The sequence below is a fragment of the Halorubrum sp. SS7 genome (assembly GCF_005435055.1).
GTDB lineage: Archaea > Halobacteriota > Halobacteria > Halobacteriales > Haloferacaceae > Halorubrum > Halorubrum salinarum.
The window spans coordinates 23,791-41,193 of record NZ_SGXV01000015.1; the positions used below are offsets into that span (position 1 = coordinate 23,791).

Annotated in this window: 21 protein-coding genes; 12 read left to right on the forward strand and 9 right to left on the reverse strand. The window is 71.6% G+C overall.

What is annotated here, in order from left to right:
- Both EXE44_RS20795 and EXE44_RS21960 read right to left on the reverse strand, forming a co-directional pair.
- The gene (locus EXE44_RS20795; protein WP_008581677.1) at window positions 1-156 is read right to left on the reverse strand and encodes a hypothetical protein; all 156 of its coding nucleotides are present in this window, start codon (window positions 154-156) and stop codon (window positions 1-3) included.
- 364 nt (window positions 157-520) lie between these two features.
- Window positions 521-685, reverse strand: coding sequence for a hypothetical protein (locus tag EXE44_RS21960; protein ID WP_321167242.1), 165 nt, complete (start codon window positions 683-685; stop codon window positions 521-523).
- 98 nt (window positions 686-783) lie between these two features.
- Here EXE44_RS21960 and EXE44_RS13005 point away from each other — a divergent pair, with 98 nt between their 5' ends.
- The 3 genes from EXE44_RS13005 to EXE44_RS13015 are packed head-to-tail and all read left to right on the forward strand — an operon-like array spanning window position 784 to window position 5,058.
- Window positions 784-2,646: a radical SAM protein gene (locus EXE44_RS13005; RefSeq protein ID WP_137717501.1), complete on the forward strand. Its 1,863-nt coding sequence runs from the start codon at window positions 784-786 to the stop codon at window positions 2,644-2,646.
- Window positions 2,647-2,649: 3 nt separating this feature from the next.
- Window positions 2,650-3,486 carry an MBL fold metallo-hydrolase gene (locus EXE44_RS13010; RefSeq protein ID WP_137717502.1) on the forward strand — a complete coding sequence of 279 codons (837 nt, stop codon included), beginning with the start codon at window positions 2,650-2,652 and terminating at the stop codon, window positions 3,484-3,486.
- Window positions 3,487-3,516: 30 nt separating this feature from the next.
- Entirely contained in the window at window positions 3,517-5,058 is a 1,542-nt protein-coding gene (locus EXE44_RS13015) for a hypothetical protein (protein WP_137717503.1), read from the forward strand.
- Between the two features lie 56 nt (window positions 5,059-5,114).
- Here EXE44_RS13015 and EXE44_RS13020 read toward each other — a convergent pair whose 3' ends face one another.
- Entirely contained in the window at window positions 5,115-5,735 is a 621-nt protein-coding gene (locus EXE44_RS13020; protein ID WP_137717504.1) for an HAD family hydrolase, read from the reverse strand.
- Window positions 5,736-5,790: 55 nt separating this feature from the next.
- Window positions 5,791-6,273 (reverse strand): hypothetical protein, encoded by a 483-nt coding sequence (locus tag EXE44_RS13025; protein WP_053771629.1) that lies wholly within the window; start codon window positions 6,271-6,273, stop codon window positions 5,791-5,793.
- Between the two features lie 138 nt (window positions 6,274-6,411).
- On the opposite strand from EXE44_RS13025, the gene EXE44_RS13030 reads away from it, so the two are divergent.
- The 9 genes from EXE44_RS13030 (at window position 6,412) to EXE44_RS13070 (ending at window position 12,227) form a co-directional block, all read left to right on the forward strand.
- A complete protein-coding gene (locus tag EXE44_RS13030; RefSeq protein WP_137717505.1) occupies window positions 6,412-7,293 on the forward strand; it encodes a hypothetical protein in 882 nt (293 codons plus the stop codon).
- 96 nt (window positions 7,294-7,389) lie between these two features.
- Window positions 7,390-8,037, forward strand: coding sequence for a halocyanin domain-containing protein (locus EXE44_RS13035; RefSeq protein ID WP_137717506.1), 648 nt, complete (start codon window positions 7,390-7,392; stop codon window positions 8,035-8,037).
- Complete coding sequence (locus tag EXE44_RS13040) at window positions 8,034-8,423, forward strand: hypothetical protein (RefSeq protein ID WP_137717507.1); 390 nt, start codon at window positions 8,034-8,036, stop codon at window positions 8,421-8,423. Before EXE44_RS13035 ends, EXE44_RS13040 begins: the two co-directional genes overlap by 4 nt.
- 7 nt (window positions 8,424-8,430) lie before the next feature.
- A complete protein-coding gene (locus EXE44_RS13045; protein WP_053771625.1) occupies window positions 8,431-9,240 on the forward strand; it encodes a cytochrome bc complex cytochrome b subunit in 810 nt (269 codons plus the stop codon).
- Window positions 9,241-9,244: 4 nt separating this feature from the next.
- Window positions 9,245-10,033, forward strand: coding sequence for a cytochrome bc complex cytochrome b subunit (locus EXE44_RS13050; protein ID WP_137717508.1), 789 nt, complete (start codon window positions 9,245-9,247; stop codon window positions 10,031-10,033).
- 76 nt (window positions 10,034-10,109) lie between these two features.
- Window positions 10,110-10,541 (forward strand): hypothetical protein, encoded by a 432-nt coding sequence (locus EXE44_RS13055; RefSeq protein WP_053771623.1) that lies wholly within the window; start codon window positions 10,110-10,112, stop codon window positions 10,539-10,541.
- 4 nt (window positions 10,542-10,545) lie between these two features.
- Window positions 10,546-10,830 carry a hypothetical protein gene (locus EXE44_RS13060; protein ID WP_137717509.1) on the forward strand — a complete coding sequence of 95 codons (285 nt, stop codon included), beginning with the start codon at window positions 10,546-10,548 and terminating at the stop codon, window positions 10,828-10,830.
- 112 nt (window positions 10,831-10,942) lie between these two features.
- Window positions 10,943-11,686, forward strand: coding sequence for an NAD(+)/NADH kinase (locus EXE44_RS13065; protein ID WP_137717510.1), 744 nt, complete (start codon window positions 10,943-10,945; stop codon window positions 11,684-11,686).
- 97 nt (window positions 11,687-11,783) lie between these two features.
- Window positions 11,784-12,227, forward strand: a complete 444-nt coding sequence (locus EXE44_RS13070) for a hypothetical protein (RefSeq protein ID WP_137717511.1) — start codon at window positions 11,784-11,786, stop codon at window positions 12,225-12,227.
- Between the two features lie 42 nt (window positions 12,228-12,269).
- Here EXE44_RS13070 and EXE44_RS13075 read toward each other — a convergent pair whose 3' ends face one another.
- From EXE44_RS13075 to EXE44_RS13095, 5 genes are all read right to left on the reverse strand, one after another.
- Window positions 12,270-13,592: a M28 family peptidase gene (locus tag EXE44_RS13075; RefSeq protein ID WP_137717512.1), complete on the reverse strand. Its 1,323-nt coding sequence runs from the start codon at window positions 13,590-13,592 to the stop codon at window positions 12,270-12,272.
- 92 nt (window positions 13,593-13,684) lie between these two features.
- Window positions 13,685-14,344 carry a DUF420 domain-containing protein gene (locus tag EXE44_RS13080; RefSeq protein ID WP_137717513.1) on the reverse strand — a complete coding sequence of 220 codons (660 nt, stop codon included), beginning with the start codon at window positions 14,342-14,344 and terminating at the stop codon, window positions 13,685-13,687.
- A gap of 123 nt (window positions 14,345-14,467) precedes the next feature.
- Window positions 14,468-15,520, reverse strand: coding sequence for an NAD(P)-dependent glycerol-1-phosphate dehydrogenase (locus EXE44_RS13085; RefSeq protein ID WP_137717514.1), 1,053 nt, complete (start codon window positions 15,518-15,520; stop codon window positions 14,468-14,470).
- Window positions 15,521-15,613: 93 nt separating this feature from the next.
- Entirely contained in the window at window positions 15,614-16,312 is a 699-nt protein-coding gene (locus EXE44_RS13090) for a LysE family translocator (RefSeq protein WP_137717515.1), read from the reverse strand.
- 160 nt (window positions 16,313-16,472) lie between these two features.
- The gene (locus tag EXE44_RS13095) at window positions 16,473-17,276 is read right to left on the reverse strand and encodes a DUF2103 domain-containing protein (protein ID WP_137717516.1); all 804 of its coding nucleotides are present in this window, start codon (window positions 17,274-17,276) and stop codon (window positions 16,473-16,475) included.
- Between the last annotated feature and the right edge of the window lie 127 nt (window positions 17,277-17,403).

A 17,403-nucleotide genomic window follows, 5' to 3' on the forward strand; every position in this document is an offset into this window, starting at 1 on the left:
TCACACCTCGATTTCGACCAGGTCGCTCCCCCCGCAGTACGGACACGAGAGGTCCTCCACGGCGTGGTCGTCCGGCACGTCGTACGTGTAGTGGTTCTCGAACATGTCCAGCTCGCAGTCGTCGCTCTCGCACTTGACCTCCATCGTCGATGGCATATACGAGCCAGTTGTGTCGGCGAGGGCTTAAACGGCGTGGCGGCGGCGACCCGGGAGCGCCGAACGCGCCGCGCGGCGGTCAGATACCCGCGCCGCGCATGCGCTCCGGAACGATCGTGCGCTCGGCGACCGCGACAACTGCGATGCCGACCGCCACGCCGGCGAGGAAGCCGGGACCGTACGGGTAATACGGGACCCCGAACGCGAGCGCGACGCCCAGCCCGACGGAGACGGCGAGGATCGCGACGCCGAAGGCGACGTAGGTCAGCGTCTCGTAGCGTTCCGGCGAGAGGCGGTCGCGGGCGAGCCACGCGACCGGTCCGAGGCCGAACGCGGTCGCCGCGGCCCACCCGGCCGCGAGCCCCTAGGGTCGGGGGTCGGCGCCGAGGAACTGTATCGCGGCGAGCGCGCAGAGCGCGGCGAGCGAAACCGCGTTTCCGATTCGTTTCCATCGAGAGGGCTCGTCGGCGGCCGAGGGGGGACCGTCATCCGAGCGCGTCTCGGCGGTCGCGGGCGTCTCGGAGGGCATGGCCGGCGCTTCCGCGCGTTCCGATATAAGCGATCCGGCGACCATCCCGGCAGACCTTCCGCACGCTTTTCCCCTCTCGGCCGACTACGGAAGGTAACATGACCGATTCGCCCGCGTCGGCCCGGGGGTCGCTCCCGGCCGACCCGAACGACCTCGCCGTCACCATCGTCGACGGGTACGTCGACGAGCCGGCCCACTTCGGCGTCCCGCCGTACCTCTCGACGTACCCGCGGTACACGGCCGGGGCGCTCGTCGACGCGGGCGTCCCGGAGTCGCAGATCACGTATCACACCATCGACGAACTCCGCGATGACCGCTCGAAGCACGCCGACGTGGCGGACGCGGACCTGATGGTGTACGTCGGCGGGATGACGGTGCCCGGCAAGTACGTCGGCGGCACCCCCGCGGAGCCGGACGAGGTCCGCGAACTCGGCTGGACCGCGGACGGCGTGACGCTCCTTGGGGGTCCCGTGCGGTTCGGGGTCGGCGAGGAGAACGCGGGCGCGCAGGAGACGCAGCGCGACGACCTCGACTACGACTTCGTCGCGATGGGCGACGTCGAGGCCGCGGCCCATGACCTCGTCCGCGAGGGGTTAGAGGGGTACGGCAACCGGATGCGGACGAACGAGGAGGTCGACCGCTGGGCGCGGCGGGGGGCGTTCGTCGTCGAGCAGCACCCGAACCACCCCGACTACCTCATCTGCGAGATGGAGACCTCCCGCGGCTGCGCGTACCGCTGCTCGTTCTGTACCGAGCCGCTCTACGGCGACCCGGCGTTCCGCGCGGCGCGGTCGGTCGTCGACGAGGTCGACGCGCTCTCGAACCGCGGGGTCAAGCACTTCCGGCTCGGGCGGCAGGCCGACATCCTCGCGTTCGGCGGCGACGGCGAGGCGCCGAACCCCGACGCGCTCCGGGAGCTGTACGGCGGGATCCGCGCGGTCGCGCCCGACCTCCGGACGCTTCACCTCGACAACATGAACCCGGTGACGATCACCGACTACCCCGAGGCGTCCCGCGAGGCGATCCGCGTCATCGCCGAGCACAACACGCCCGGCGACACGGCCGCGTTCGGGCTGGAGTCGGCCGACCCCGTGGTCCAAGAGGAGAACAACCTGCTCGTCACCGCCGAGGAGTGCCTGGAGGCGGTCCGGGTCGTCAACGAGGAGGGCGGCTGGCGCCCCGGGGACGAGCCGACGACGACGCCCGGCGACGCCTCCCGCGTCACCGGTCCCTCCACCGGCCCGGACGCCTCGCCGCGGCTGCCGAAGCTGCTCCCCGGGATCAACCTCGTCCACGGACTGACCGGCGAGCGACCGGAGACGTACGAGCACAACAAGCGCTTCCTCCAGACCGTCTACGACGAGGGGCTGATGCTCCGCCGGATCAACATCCGGCAGGTGATGGCGTTCGCCGGCACGGAGATGGCCGAGACGGGCGCCGAGGTCGCACAGGAACACAAAGACCAGTTTCAGGCGTACAAGCGCGAGGTGCGCGAGACCATCGACAACCCGATGCTCGACCGCGTGGTCCCGCCGGGGACCGTCCTCCCGGACGTCCACCTGGAGTACCACCAGGACGGCAAGACGTTCGGGCGCCAGCTCGGCACCTACGCGCTGCTGGTCGCGGTCCCCGGCGAGCGCGAGTTAGGCACCAGCATCGACGTGGCGATCACCGACCACGGCTACCGCTCCGTGACGGGCGTTCCGTACCCGCTCGACGTGAACGCGGCGTCGATGGACGAGCTGACGGCGATCCCCGGGATCAACCGGAGCACGGCCGGGGACATCGTCGTCGGCCGTCCGTACGACTCGATTGGGGCCGTCGACGCGGTCGCCCCGGGGACCGTCGACCTCGCCGCGTACGCGGTCGCCGGCGACACCGACGTGCCGATCCCGGGCCGCGACCGACGCGGATCCGGCCCCGGTCCGGCCGCGCGGTCGTCGCTCGGCCGCGGGGACTGAGCGATGGCGGCCGACGACCCCGGCGACGCGGAGCGGCCCCGCGACCCCGCGGTCACCCGTGTCGAGGTCCCGGTCGACACGCGTGCCCCCGGCGGGACAACCAACGCGTACGTCGTTGACGGCGTGCTGATCGACCCGGCCGCTCGGACGGACGCGCTCGACGCGGCTGTCGCGGCGGACCGTCCCGGTGATCCCGGCCTCGAGGCCGTAACGGTCACCCACGCCCACCCGGACCACGTCGGCGCGGTCACCGACTACGCCGCCGCGACGGGGGCGACCGTCGTCGCCCGCGAGGGCCACGCGGACCGGTTCGCCGCGGCGACCGGGACCGAGCCGGACGAGACTGTCGCGCCGGGCGAGCGGGTCGCGGGCACTGCCGTCCGCGCCGTCGACACCCCGGGGCACGCGCCGGACCACCTCGCGTTCGCGGCCGGCGACCCCGACGCCCCCGGGCGCGCGGTGCTGTGCTGTGGCGACCTCGCCGTCGCCGAGGGGAGCGTCGCGGTCGCCGCGCCCGAGGGCGACCTGTCCGCGTACCTCGCGAGCCTCGAACGGGTCCGCGACGCCGGCTACGGTCGCTTGCTCCCCGGGCACGGGCCGCCGATCGACGATCCCCAGGCGACCTGTCAGCGGCTGATCGACCACCGGATCGACCGCGAGCGCGACGTGACCGCCGCGATCGATGCCGGCGCGACCGACGTCGAGTCGGTCGTCGACGCCGCCTACGAAAAAGACCTCACCGGCGTGCGGGACCTCGCCCGAGCGACGGTCGTCGCGCACTTAGAGAAGCTCCGCGCCGAGGGCCGGATCAGCGACTCGTGGGACGTTTCGCCGCCGTAGTTATACGTCGGCAACCGGAACGATCCGCGCATGGCAGCGCCTCCCGGCGACCGGTCGCCCGCGACCCGACTCCTCGGCGGGTACGGCGGTCAGGTCGTCGCCGCGCTGGGATTTGTCATCACCCGGCTCTTCGTCGCGGAGACGGTCATGATATCAGGCGGTGCGGTCGCCACCGCCGCAACCGTCGGGTCCCTCGTCGTCGGGCTCGCCCTCACCGTTGCCGGCGTCGCGCTCGCCGTCGGAGCGTTCGCGCCGGCGTACGTCGCCGATGTCAGCCGCGGCTGTCTGCTCGGCGTCGGTGCGATGGCGGCCGCGCTCGCGGTCACCGTCGCGGCGACCGGCGTGGACATGGTCGGCGCGGCGGTCGGGACCCAGCTGCTCGTCGCCAACGTCCTGCTCGCGGGCGCCGTCGGCGGCATGCTGAACGGCCACCGAAAGGCGTCACTGCGCCGGCGGCGGACGACGATCATGCGCGGCGCGAACCGAGCGCGGTTCATCAACCGCCTCCTCCGGCACGAGGTATTGAACGCGGCGACGATCATCGACGGCCACGCGGAACTCCTCCGGGGCGAGGACGCCGACCGGGACCGCTCCGTCGACGCGATCCGCCGCGGCGCCGCCCGGATCGAATCGACCGTCAACGGGGTCGGCACCATCGCGGACGACCCGGCCGACGAGGCGGTCCCGCTCCCGGCGGCGGTCCGGGAGGCCGTCGATTCGGTGGGCGACGACGGGGGTCGAACCCCGGCCGTCGAGGTCGAGGGCCTCGACGCCGACTCGGCGAGGTCGCTCACGGTCCGGGCCGACGACCGGCTTCCGGCGGTGTTCGAGCGCCTGATCGAACACGCCGTCGACGCACGGGGCGCGGAGCGCGTGCGAATCGAGACCGACGCGGAGCGTCACGCCGCCTCGGTGACGCTCGCCGACGACGGGAGCCCGCCGTCCGACCGGCAGCGGGACGTCCTCGAGCGCGGCTCCTTCCCCGAGTACGACGACCCGACGAACGGGTTCGCCCTCCAGGCGGCGTCCCTGCTCGTCGGCGAGTACGACGGTTCGGTCCGCGTCGACGGCGGCGACGAACAGCGGATCACGGTGCGGCTCCCGAAGGCCAGCGTTGACGCGGCGGCGGCCACGGTCGGCGTCGAGTACCCGGCCCTACGCCGCGCGGTGGCCGCCGGACTCGGCGCGGGCGTCGCGATGGGCGCGCTCTACTGGGTGACGGGCGACGTCCTCCCGGTGATCGGCGCGCTGTACGGCGTCGAGAACGCGGTCGTCGGCTGGGTCACACACCTGTTTCACAGCGTCGTCTTCGCGCTCCTCTTTGTCGCCGGCGCGTCGCGCTCGGGCCTCGCCCGGTTCGCGGGTCGCCCCCTCGGCGCGAGCGTCGCCGGCCTCGCGTGGGGGGTGACGCTCTGGCTCGCCGCCGCCGGCGTCGTCATGCCGGTCTGGCTCCGGGCGGTCGGCGTGCCGGCGACGCTCCCGAACCTCCCGCGCATCGGGCTCCTTGGACACGGCCTCTGGGGCGTGACGCTCGGGCTCGGATACGTCCTGCTCGGCGGGGAGTTCGAGTGATCGGGGCGCTCGACTGAGGACCGGGGAGAGACGGCGTCCGGCGCCGTCGGTCCCGCCTACGGCTCCGCTTCGAGTTCGCCGACGACCTCGGACAGCGGCGTCTCAGTCACGTCGACGAAGCGGCCGCCCGCGGCGACGATTCCGCCGTCGGTCTCGGCGTCGTCGCCGACGTGGACGAGCCCGGTGGTGGCGGTCCCGAGCGCCTCGGCCGCGGCCTCGAACGCGGAGGGATGCGGCTTCCGCCAACCGCAGCCGACGCTCGTCGTGACCGCGTCGAACTCGCCGCGGAGCCCCGCGCGGATCAGCGTCCGCGGGACGAGCTCGGGGACCGCGCAGTTCGAGAGGAGGCCGACCGGGCCGCGCTCGGCGGCGCCCCGGACCGCGTCGAGCGCGTCGTCGCGCCGGGTCACGTCGGGGTCGAACGCCGCGATCACGGCGTGCCTGGCGACGTTCTGGGGCGCGTCGACGCCCCGCGAGTCGAGCGCGCGGGCGACGTGCGCGGGGAGGGGGACCTCTGCCCCGGCCGGCGCCTCGACGTGCTGCTCGCCGTACGCGACGTGCCAGTCGTCGGGGACCGTCACGTCGCGGGACTCCAGTTCGCGCGCGACCGCTTCCGCCGGGTCTGACGGGTACTCGACGTCGACGAGGGTCCCGAAGAGGTCGAAGGTGACTGCCACGATACCACCGTTAGGGCCAAACCCGGATTGAACCTGTCGGTCGGGGAGACCGGGCCTAAAACGCCGACCCGAAGTGGAGCGTGACCAGCCGGTAGAGCCCGGTCACCCACGCGCACAGCCACAGCAGCATGAACCCCGCGACGCCGGCCCTGAGGCGTTTCCGCCAGTGGCCCATGTCCTCGTGGAGCTCGTCGATGTCCACGCTGGGGTCCTCGTAGGCGTCCGCGTTCCGCTTCGCCTGGAAGATCCGCACGATGCCGGTGAGCGCGAACGCCAGCAGGGCGTACGCCTGAACCCCGAAGAACGCGTGGAGGATCGCCATCCCGCTCACCTGGTCGAGGACGCGCGGGATCATCCAAGTGACGATGGGGACCGTCGTGAGCACCAGCCCGACGAGGATGTACCGGAGGTGCCGCATCAGCACGTTCCACGACACCGTTTCCGCGTCGATCATGATCCAGGCCCCGTACAGGAGGAACGGGAGGCTCGTCGTCACGGACACCCCGGCGAGCGCCGCGATGACCGACTCGTCGACCATGTCGTCGGGTACGTGCTCCGGCGCGTAAAGCCCCGCGATCCGCGTCCGGCGACGCGGTCGCCCGGCTCCCGTCGCGTCTTCCCGGCCGCCGGGCGCGGACGAAAACAGTTAGCGTCAGGAGCACGTACCGCCGGGGTGATGGAGGACACCTCGACGCGCTCGGAGTCGGAGTCGCCGCCGGAGGAGTCGGCCGATCCGGCTCCCGACGGTCCGGACGACCCCGGACCGACGGGCGAGGACGGAGGGAGCTCGACGGCCGACGAGGGGACCCGAAACGACCAGGCCGACATCGAGGCCCTCCGCGAGCGCGTCGAGTCGGAGTACGACTTCGACGACTTCGGCCCGTCCGACATGGCCCGGATGAGCGCCGAGGAGTGGGACGCCGCGTTCGACCCCGACACGTGGATCACCGGCGACCGACTCTTAGACCGCGTCGACGCCGAGCTGAAGTCCCGGATCGCGACCCGGGACGTGTTCGGGGTCCTGGAGCGCGTCCGCGAGGACGGCGAGGAACGCATCCTCGTCTACTCCGACGAGGGGTACGCGATCATCCGCCCCACGGGCGAGGTCCGCGGCGAGGGGACGGTGCTCCGGGACATCGAGCCCGTCGTCGCGCTCGCGGCGATGGACTCGTACGAGGTGCCCGAGCCGCCGGAGGACTGGTCGCTCCCGCACCCCGACAGCGTCCCCGAGGGCTCCGGCGAGTTCGGCAACCTCGTGGTACAGGTCGTCGCCGCGATCCAGGTGCTCGCCGGCGCGGCGCTCCTCGTCGCGAGCGCCGTGGCCGACCTCGGAACCATCGTCGCTCCGGTGATGGGGATCGTCTTCCTGCTGGTGGGCGTCTTCCTCTTCGCGATGGTGGCGAACGCGCGGCTCTCCGACCGGTTCCGTTCGGAGGAGTACCGGGAGCGGCTGCGGGCGCTCCGCGAGGCGAAGGAGCGCCCCGAGTTCGTGCCCGTGGAGGACGGCGTCGTGACCGACCGCGACGCCGCCGCGACCGACCGCGACCGAGACGAGTAATTACGCCGATTTCGGCCGTCTCAGCCCCTCCAACCTCCTCCACGTCGGCGGTTTCAGTCGGAGGGTTTAAGCGGGGCCCGTCCTGAGTGAAACCGTATGAAAAGGCGGGACTTCGTGCGGACGGCCGGCGGCGCGACCGCCGCCGTCGCGGCCTCCGCCGGGGCGACCGGAACGGCGGCTGCACAGGAGGTACAGCCCGACTGGCCGAGCGGCGCGTCGAGCGGCAACGGCGGGTCGTACACCGACGCCCGCGGGCAGGACTCGGTGACCATCTCGGTCGGCGCCGGGAGCAACGGCCTCGCGTTCGACCCGACCCTGGTCTGGGTCGACGAGGGGACGACGATCACCTGGGAGTGGACGGGCGCGGGCGGCGACCACAACGTCCAGACCGTCGACGACGGCGGCCCGGCCAGCCTCGACAGCGGAGACCCCGTCGGCGAGGAGGGGTACACCTACGAGTACGAGACGTCGAGCGAGGACGCCGGCATCACCCACTACCACTGCGTTCCCCACACCGCGGTCGGCATGCACGGCGGCATCGCCGTCGGTGAGGACGTCGCCACCGTCGAGACCGGCGGGGCGAACACCGGGTGGCCGGAGGACATCGCCAAGGTCGGCGTCCCCCTCCATGCCCACTGGGTCGGCATCTCCGCGATGCTCGGCATCGGGATGACGTTCGTGTTCACGTTCTACATGCTCAAGTACGGCGAGTCGGCCCACACCGGCCACGGGGGTGCGAGATGAGCTCCGGCAACTCCTCGTACGGGGACATCCACCGGTACGAGCCGGCCCGCGAGAGCACCGCCGCCGCGATCGCGATCGTCCTCCTCACGGTCATCGAGGTCGTCTTCGTCTCGCTTTTCACCTACGGGCTGATGTCCGCGTGGGCGTCGACGGAGGCGGGGAACATGTACGTCGGCGCGCTCCTGGCCTTCATCTTTATTGATCTCGCGTTCATCCTCCTCCTGTACCGGAAAGAGTTCCTTCCGGACGTGATGATCGTGAAGAAGCGCCGCCGCAAGTGGGAGGACCTGTACGTCCGCGAGGAGGACAAGGAAGGCAAAGGCATCGACACCGGCGGGCTCGCGGAGACGCTGAAACGCGCGGTGTACCCGTACTACAAGAAGTGATCCGACAATGAGTCTGAAAAAACAAGACGACATGGACCACAACGCGTGGCTCAAGAGCCAGGACCTCACCGCCATCGAGACGGCGTTCCTGACCACGCTCATCTGGCTGGACAAGCGGCTCCGCATCGTCGACTACCTCGAGCTGCTGGAGACGATGTACTACCGCGCGAACCTCCAGATGCCGAAGAGCCACACCGAACAGTACGACCTGGACAACAAGTTCTGGTACTGGTACCCGCTGTACTCGCTCGGGTCCCTCTCCATCATCGCGTACCTGCTCGCGGCGGTGTCCGGCGCCATGCTCGGGTTCTACTACGCGCCGTCGACCGCGGGGGCGGCGGCGCAGGGCGACCCGACCGCTGCGTACGACTCGATGGTGATGATCATGCAGGACGTCCAGTTCGGCTTCATGCTCCGGTCGATCCACCGCTGGGCGGCGCAGTTCATGGTGGCGGCGGTGTTCCTCCACATGCTGCGCGTCTACTTCACCGGCGCGTACAAGGAGCCGCGCGAGGTCAACTGGATCCTCGGCGTCGTGCTCATCGCCCTGACGCTGCTGTTCGGGTTCTCCGGGTACGTCCTCCCGTGGAAGCAGCTGTCCTTCTGGGCGGCGCAGATCGGCGTCGAACTGGCGCTCGCGACCCCCATCGTGGGCGAGTGGGCGGCCCAGTTGCTGTTCGGCGGGTTCACCCTCGGACAGGCGACGCTCGTGAGAATGTACATCCTGCACGTGTTCGTGCTGCCGTTCGTGGTCACCGCGCTCATCGCGATCCACGTCGGCATCGTCTGGGTGCAGGGCATCGCGGAGCCGCACTAATCCAATGACCGACGACACCACCCCCATGACGGACGGAGGCACCGACGACGAGGCGCGGACCGACGGCGGGCCGCCGGCGACGGTCCCGCCGGACGACGAGACGCCGACCTGGTCCGAGCGGAAGGAGCGCAGCCAGGGGCTCGCCCAGCTCACCTACCAGTACTTCGAGCGCTCCCGGCGCGAGGACGAGGACCTGCGCGCGGAGTCGACGTACGTCGAGCGCGACGTGCTCGGCTTCCCGACGTGGCCCCACGAGACGATCCGCAACCTCGCTATCACCTCGTTCTTCCTCGGGGTCATCCTGCTCGTGGCCTCGATCCTCCCCTCGCACTTCGGGGACCCGGCGAACCCCGGGTCGACGCCGGCGATCATCCTGCCCGACTGGTACCTCTACTGGTCGTTCGGCCTGCTGAAGCTCAGCCCGATCAACCCCGAGCTCGCCGTGCTGGGTGGGAACATCGTCATGTCCAACGAGCTGTACGGGCTCGTGGCCCACGGCGCCATCTTCGGCGTCATCACGCTCGTCCCCTTCCTCAACAAGGGGAACGCGCGCCGCCCCGTCGAGGAGCCCGGCTGGGCCGCGCTCGGCGTGACCGGGGTCATCCTGGCGATCACGCTGGCGGTGCTGGCCATCCAGAACTTCTTCTCGGTCCCGCTCGAGCTGCTGTTCTCGCTCGTGTTCATGTTGCCCATCGCGGGCGGCGTCATCACCTACGCGGTGCTGAAGACGATGCGCGAGGGGTACATGTACGACCTCAACCGCCGGTACTACATGCTGCGCCCGCCGAAGTAAGCGGCCGAGACCCGCCCGCCGCGACCCCGTGACCGACGCGCGGTCGCGGTCACCGTTCCGCCTTCCCGTGTCACACATGTCATCCTCAACAGACGGCGACGCCTCGCAGGCGTTCGACGAGACCGGCGACCCGATCGCGGCCGACGACGACGCCGACCCGCGCAACGAGCCGACCGGCCCGCGGGACGGACCGAGCGGCCGGGAGGTCGTCGTCCCGTTCCGGCTGTACAAGGCAGTCACCGTCTTCTCGACGCTGGCCGCGGTCGTCACGTACTTCATCGGGTTCACGCTCATCGACGCCGCGACGCTCCAGATCAGCTTCGTCCGGACGACCATCGTCTACCTGCTCGACAACGCGGGGATCCTCCCGCCGGAGGACGTGCTCGTCGCGATCATGGCCATCACCGGCGTGGGCTTCATCGTCCTCGGGACCGCCGTGTACGTGCTCGGGACCCGGTTCCGCGGACAAGGGATGGGAAAGTCTCAAGACGACTCCAGCGAAACGTGAGATAATGGCAGACGAGTTCATGAAGGGCTTCGCCCTGTTCACGATCGGCGGTCTCGGGTGGATCACCTTCGGCGGCTGGTACCGGACGCCGTCGTACTACCAGATCTCGCAGCTCGTGAACCCGGCGGAGGGCGTGAACACGGCGTACGGCGAGGTCGGCCTGCTCGCCGGCGACGTGCTGTTCTGGCTGATGATCCTCGGCGCGCTGACGTTCTGGGTCCTCATCCCCGCAAGCCGCCAGCTCCGCGACGCCCTCAACGACGGCGAGGACGACGCGGCCGCGAACTGAACCGTTCACCTCTCGTCTCCGTTCTCCTTCCGCTTCGCTCCCCCGCGAGCGACGCCAAGGTGTCCGCCGACGAACCGAGAGCTTTTCACCGCCGCTCGTCCCACCCTCGCGCATGAGTGAGCCGACGCGCGGCCTCGCGGTTCTCGGCGACGGCGACCCGGCGGCGGCGATCCGATCGGCGGCGACCGCCGCGGGCGCCCGCCTCGTCGACCGCTCCGCGGCGGACGCGGTCGTCGCGGTCGGGGACGCCGCGCTTCGGGAGGCGATGCGCGCGGCGGCGAGCGACGCGCGGCCGGCGCCGGTCCTCCCGGTCGGCGGCGGCCGTCACGCGGTCGACCCCGACCGCGCGACCGAGCGGGTCGCGACCGTGGTCGACGGGCTCGACGACACTTCGGACGCGGTCGAGGGGTTCTCCCGCGTCGGGCACCCGCTCTTAGCGGTCGACGACGCCGGCGACGGCGAGCGCCGGGTCGCGGTCGCGGACGTCGCGTTCGTGACGGCGGCGCCGGCCCGGATCTCCGAGTTCGAGATCGCGCTCGACGACGGGGAGTCGGCGTCGGTGCGCGCGGACGGCGCCGTGGTCGCGACGCCGTTCGGCAGCGACGGGTACGCGGCGGCGGCCGGCGGGCCGGTGGTGTCGCCGGGCGGCGGGCTCGCGGTCGTCCCGGTCTCGCCGTTCACCACGCGACCCGACACCTGGGTCGCGAGCGGCGGCGTCAGGGTCACCGTCGAGCGCGAGGAGGAGCCGGTCGCGCTGGTCGTCGACGGGACGCGGCGCGGGACCGTCGAGCCGCACCGCGCGGTCGCCATCGAGGTCGCGGCGCGGGTCGATCTCCTCGCCCCGACGGCGGAGTGACCGGCGGCCCGTCCCCCGTCCGCGGCGGCGTCACCCGCCCCGCGGCCTGAGCGCCGATCGGAAACACTCTAATACGTCGTGAACGGAAATGGTGGATATGGACCCACTGCAGTTCCTCGTACCCCTCGACTGGCTGTCGGCCGCCGGGCCGGCGCTGCCGTACGCGATATTCGTGATGACAGTCGCGAACCTCGCGACCCGGCACCTCGCGCACAGGCGGCACGTCGAACAGGGTCAGGACGCCGACAGCGTGGAGGCGTACACGCCCCACGTCTTCACGAACGTCGGGCTCGTCCTCCTCTCGTTCGTGTTCATCCTCACCGCGCCCGTGCGGGGGACGATCCTCTCCGTGCTCGTGCTCGCGATGTTCATCGCCGACTTCTTCGAGCTGGAGGCCCGCAACGTCGAGGCCCGCAACGACATGGAGATCGAGGCGCCGAAGAGCTCGATCGCCGCCTCGCTCGTCGTGCTGATCTGGTCGTCGTACTTCGCGCTGTTCTTCCTCGTCGAGGGGTTCTGGAACCAGTTCGTCGTCGCCTGACGAACCCCCAACCTGCGTCCCGTTTTCCCCGCTTTCGCCGCCTCAGAACGCCCAGTCGCCGGTGAGCTTCATACCCGTCGCCTTCCCCTCCGCTTCGAGCGCCGCCGCGATCTCGTCGGTGTCCCGGCGCGGGATCGACGCGTCGGCCTCAGCGAGGTCGACGACCAGTTCGGTCAGCAGGATCGCCTGCTCCCGGAGGTTCCGCGACTCCAGCTTGTCGAGCGTGTCCGCGTGGGTGTGACCCCACCCGCGGCCGCGCCCCTCGGTTTCGCCGGAGATCATGTACCCAGGAATTCCTCGCTTCACGAACGGCCAGTGGTCGCTGTGCGGGACGAGCGCTTCGCCCGTCGAGATCGGGTGATCGAAGCGGTCGCTCACGCGCTCGGCGGCCGCCGCCAGCGCGTCGAAGTCGTGGTGGTCGACGCGGAGCGTCCGTCCGAACACGTTGCTGTCGACGTTGACGACGGCGCGGACCGCGTCCCTGTCGGCCGCCTCGGCGGCCACCGACGAGCCGACGAGCCCGACCTCCTCGGCGCCGAACGCGGCGAACCGCACCCGCACGCCGAGCTCGTCTTCGCGCCTCGCGAGCGCCCGCGCGACCTCGACTATCGTCGCCGTGCCCGCGCCGTTGTCCATCGCGCCCTGCGCGAGGTCGTGCGCGTCGACGTGCGAGGAGACGATCAGGTGCTCGTCGGTGTCGGGGCCGAGCTCTGCGACGGCGTTCCCGCTCGTCGCGGTCGGGGTCTCGCAGTCGACCGCGACTGCGAGCTCGTCGCCCTCGTTCCGGCGCGCGAGGCGGGCGCCGACCTCCTTCGAGACGCCGACCGCGGGGACCGCGCCGATCGGGTCGTCCGCGGTCCCGACGCTGCCGGTCGGCGGGAGGGTCCCCTCGACGTGGTTGGCGAAGACGAAGGCGGCGGCGCCCGCGTCGACCGCGCGGTAGTACTTCTCCCGGCGGTGGATGAAGCGGTCGACGGAGTCGGGGGTGTCCGACGAGACCATGACGACCTTCCCCTCCAGGTCGGCCTCGAAGTCCTCGGGGACGCCGTAGCCGAGGTCGACGAACTCGCCGGCCGCCTCGCCGCTCGGGCTCCGGGGCAGCGCGATACAGGCGTTCGGGCCGACCGCGACGGGGTCGCCGCTCGCGGCGTCCCGGACCGCGCTGTCGCCGCGCTCCCAGCCCTGTATCTCGAACTCCTCGACCGCGGCGTTGCGCGCGCCGGCGTCGGCGAACGCGTCGCGGGTCAGCTCCAGCCCCTCGCGCTCGCCCGGGGACCCGGCCATCCGGTCGCCGACGTCGACGAGGTCGGTGAGGTGGTTCCAGCCCGCGTCGCTCGTGAACGTCTCGCCGATCCAGTCGGTCATGGGTAGCGGTGTCGCGGGCGCCGCTCAAGCGTTTCGGTGGCGGCGGGGGCGGCCGGAAGCGGGCGTCCGGCCGGCGGGTCGGCGGGGAGCGGTCAGACCGGCACGGCCGGAAGCAGGGCCGTCGCGGCCTCGGCGGCCGCGAACGTCGAGTCGTACAGGTGGTTCAACAGGAGGTAGGTGACGACGCCGAGGACGAGCGAGAGGATCCACGCGCTCGCCGCGATCCGGCCGACGCGGCGGTGCGGCGTCTCGTTCCGAAGCTCCCGCTCCGTGTGAGTGAGCCCGAGGACGATGGCGTACAGCACGACCGGCACCGAGACCACGGAGAGGACGATGTGGATCGCGAGCATGAGCAGGTACGCCGGGTACACCCAGTCCCACAGCGGGACCCACGCGTACGACGAGTCCAGCACGAACTCCTTGGTGCCGCCGCCGGCGACCTTCGGGAGGTACATCCCGAGGAACAGGAGGATGAGCGCGAACGAGGTCGTCATCGCCGCGGCGTGCTTCTTCACCTCGTCGTTGCGGATCCAGTACCACCCGAGCGAGAGGCTGATCACGGCCAACGTGTTGACGACGGCGATGGCGTGCGCGAGGAGGTTCACGGTCTCCTGCGTGAGCGTCGGGAACAGCGCCTGGAACTCGGGGACCAGGAAGACGCCGCCGACCGCGCCGTAGCCGACGACGGTGAGGAGGACGGTGATGGCGGTGGCCCGCTCCTTGGCCCGCTCGCGAACGCTGGCGGTGGACATATCAGGTGTACTCCCGGGAGCGTTATTGGCCTTTCGAGCGCGGCCGCCGTCGCCGGAAGCGGGCGGGGGTCGCGGCCCGCCCCGTGCCGGGACCGATCGACGGCCCGCGCGCCCGAGGCGGGGTCATTCGTCGATGACACCCGTCGCGGTCGCGACCTCTACCGCGGCCGACTCGTTGATCCCGCCCTGGAGGATCGTGTAGCGGTCGCGGATCTCGTGGGCGCTCGTCAGGGCGGCGATCAGCTCGGCGTCGTCGATCCCCAGCTCGGCGGCGGTCGTGGGGGCGTCGAGCTCGGCGAGCGCGTCGCGGATCGCCGCCCACCGCCCGTTCTCGCCGCTGTGGAGGTACTCCGTCATGATCGAGGCGACGCCGACCTGGTGGCCGTGAAGCGCCTTGCCGGGCGCGATGCGGTCCAGCTGGTGGGAGATGAGGTGCTCCGCGCCGGAGGCGGGCCGCGAGGAGCCCGCGATGGACATCGCGACGCCGGAGGAGACGAGCGCCTTCACGACCACCCACGCCGACTCCTCTAGGCCCGGGCGGATCATGTCGGCGTTCTCGACGAGCAGCTCCGCGGTCATCTCCGAGAGCGCGCCCGCGTACTCGCTGTACTCGACGTTGCGGAGGCGGCGGGCGAGCCGCCAGTCCTTCACGGCGGTGTAGTTGGAGATGATGTCGGCGCAGCCGGCGGTGGTGAGCCGCCACGGCGCCTCAGCGAGCAGCGTCGTGTCCGCGACGACGGCGAGCGGGGGGTCGGCCGCGACCGAGTGGCGCGTGTCGCCCTCGGGGATCGAGGAGCGGCCGGAGACGATGCCGTCGTGGGAGGCGACGGTCGGGACGGAGACGAAGCCGACGTCGAGGTGGTCGGCGGCCATCTTCGCGATGTCGATCGGCTTCCCGCCGCCGAGGGCGATCAGGTAGCCGGGGTCGACCGCCTCGGCGGTCGCCTTCAGCTCCTCGACCGCGTCGAAGGAGGCGTCCTCGACGACGGCGGTCGCGGGGTCGTCGAACTGCGCCCGGACGCGGTCGCCGGCGATCTCGTTCGGCGTCGGGCTCGTCACGATCAGCGGCCGCCCCGTCAGGTAGAGCTCGCCGACCGCCTCGCCGAGGTCGTCGATGACGTCGTGTCCCACGAGGACGTTCCGCGGGAGCTTGATCCACGTCGTCTTCTCGAACATATCGGGCGGTCGCGCCGACGGGTCAAAGCCGTTGTCCATGCGCGTCGCGGGCCGCGCGGACGCGGCCGGGCGGCGGGCGCGAGCGGTCGCCCGCTACGCGCCGAGGGCGGCCAGCGTCGTCGCCGCGTCGTAGAGGAAGTACACGCCGAACCCGGCGAGCACGACCGCGGACAGCACCGCGACGATCGGCGCGAACGTCTCGATCCGGCGCTCGGCGGCGACGAGCCCGGTCGGGAAGCCGACGATCCACGTCAGCACGCCGAGGAAGAACCCGCCGATGAGCGCCGGCGAGCCGGTCGCGACCACGAGCGTCCCCGCGAGGTCGCTCCCGACCACGGGGAGCCGCGCGAGCACGTCGAGCTCGCCCGGCTGAAGCAGCCCGACGCCGATCGTCAGCCAGAACAGCACCTGGTACGGGTTCGTCAGGGCGAGCACCAGCGCCTTGCGGAACCCCTTCCCCTCCGCGACCATCGGCTCCTCGCCGGCGGTCGGCCGGAACGACTCCCGGGCCCCCCGGGCGGCCCCGGCGGCGAAGTACAGCATCAGCACGCCGCCGACCGCGACCATGAGGCCCTGTAACAGCGGGAACGACTCGACGACCGCGACGACGCCGACGTACGCGAGGACGAAGAAGATCGCGTCGGCGGTCGCCGCGCCGAGCCCGGCCCGGAAGCCGGCGAGGCGGCCGCGGAGGACGGACTCCTCGGCGATCACCGCGTTCATCGGCCCGGGCGGCGCCGCGAGCGCCAGGCCGAAGACGACGCCCGCACCGAGCGTGACGAGGGAACTCACGTCGCTCGAAACGGCCGATTTCGTGAAAAAGCCCGCGAAGAAGGGGCGGACAGCAGCGGACGGCTCCGGCCGTCACGCCCGGGATCGGGGCATCGACGGACGGATCCGACCGTCGGTGCGCGCGGCGGACGACCGCCCCCGCCCGGCGGCGGCCCCGCGCTTACGCGTCCTGGAGCTCGGCGTCACGGAGCGCCTCGTTGAGGTCCTCGCGGACGCGCTCGCCGGTCTCGCGGTCCATCGCCGTGGTGACGATCCGGTTCTCCTGGACGCTGGAGCCGTCCCGGAGGAGCAGTCGGACGTTGCCGTTCGTCCCCGCGCGCGTCGCCTTCGCTCGGAGGCCGGTCCGCGAGCCCGTCCCGCCGGCGTCGATGGGGCCGGGAACGATCTTCTTGACGTGCGGGTGTTCCGCGACGGTCTGGACGGCCTTCCGCCCCTTGCGGTCGCCGATGAGCGTCGAGTGCGAGCCGCCGATCTTCTCCCGCGGCGGCGTCTCGACCACCGCGAGCGACCGGTCCCCCCGGCGGTCGAGGACCCAGCGAACGACCGGGCTCACGTCCGCCTCGCGGTCGTCGTCCGAGGGGTCGCCCGCGGTTCCGGCCCCGTCGTGGGCGCCCTCGCTCGCGCCGCCGTCCGGCACGCGGTAGAACTCGTGGTGGAGCTGTGCGCGCGTCTCGCGGAGCGGCTCGCGCTCCCCGGCGGCGTAGACGGTCTCGGGGCGCTTCCGACGGATCTCGTCGGCCACGCGGCCCGCGAAGTTCCGCAGTTGGACCTCGCTTAGCCGCTCCCGGTCCTCCGGGCGCGTGGTGACGGTCGTCTCCCCCACGACGTCGTCCTCGTCCAGCAGCGTCAGGTGCGCGCGGTCGGGCTCGAACTCGGCGACGACGGCGTCGGCGTTGGCGGTGTTACAGGTCAGACAGTAGTCCCCGGGCTTCTCTAACGGGGTCCCGCACCGCCGGCAGTTCATACCGATCGGACGGTCGTGTGGGCTAAAAGGTCGTCCGTTCGCCGTGCGACCGCCCCGACGGGCCGCGCTCCGCGGTCGGTGCCCGGGCCGGAGCAACAGGTTATAACCCTCGCCGGTCTCCCTACCG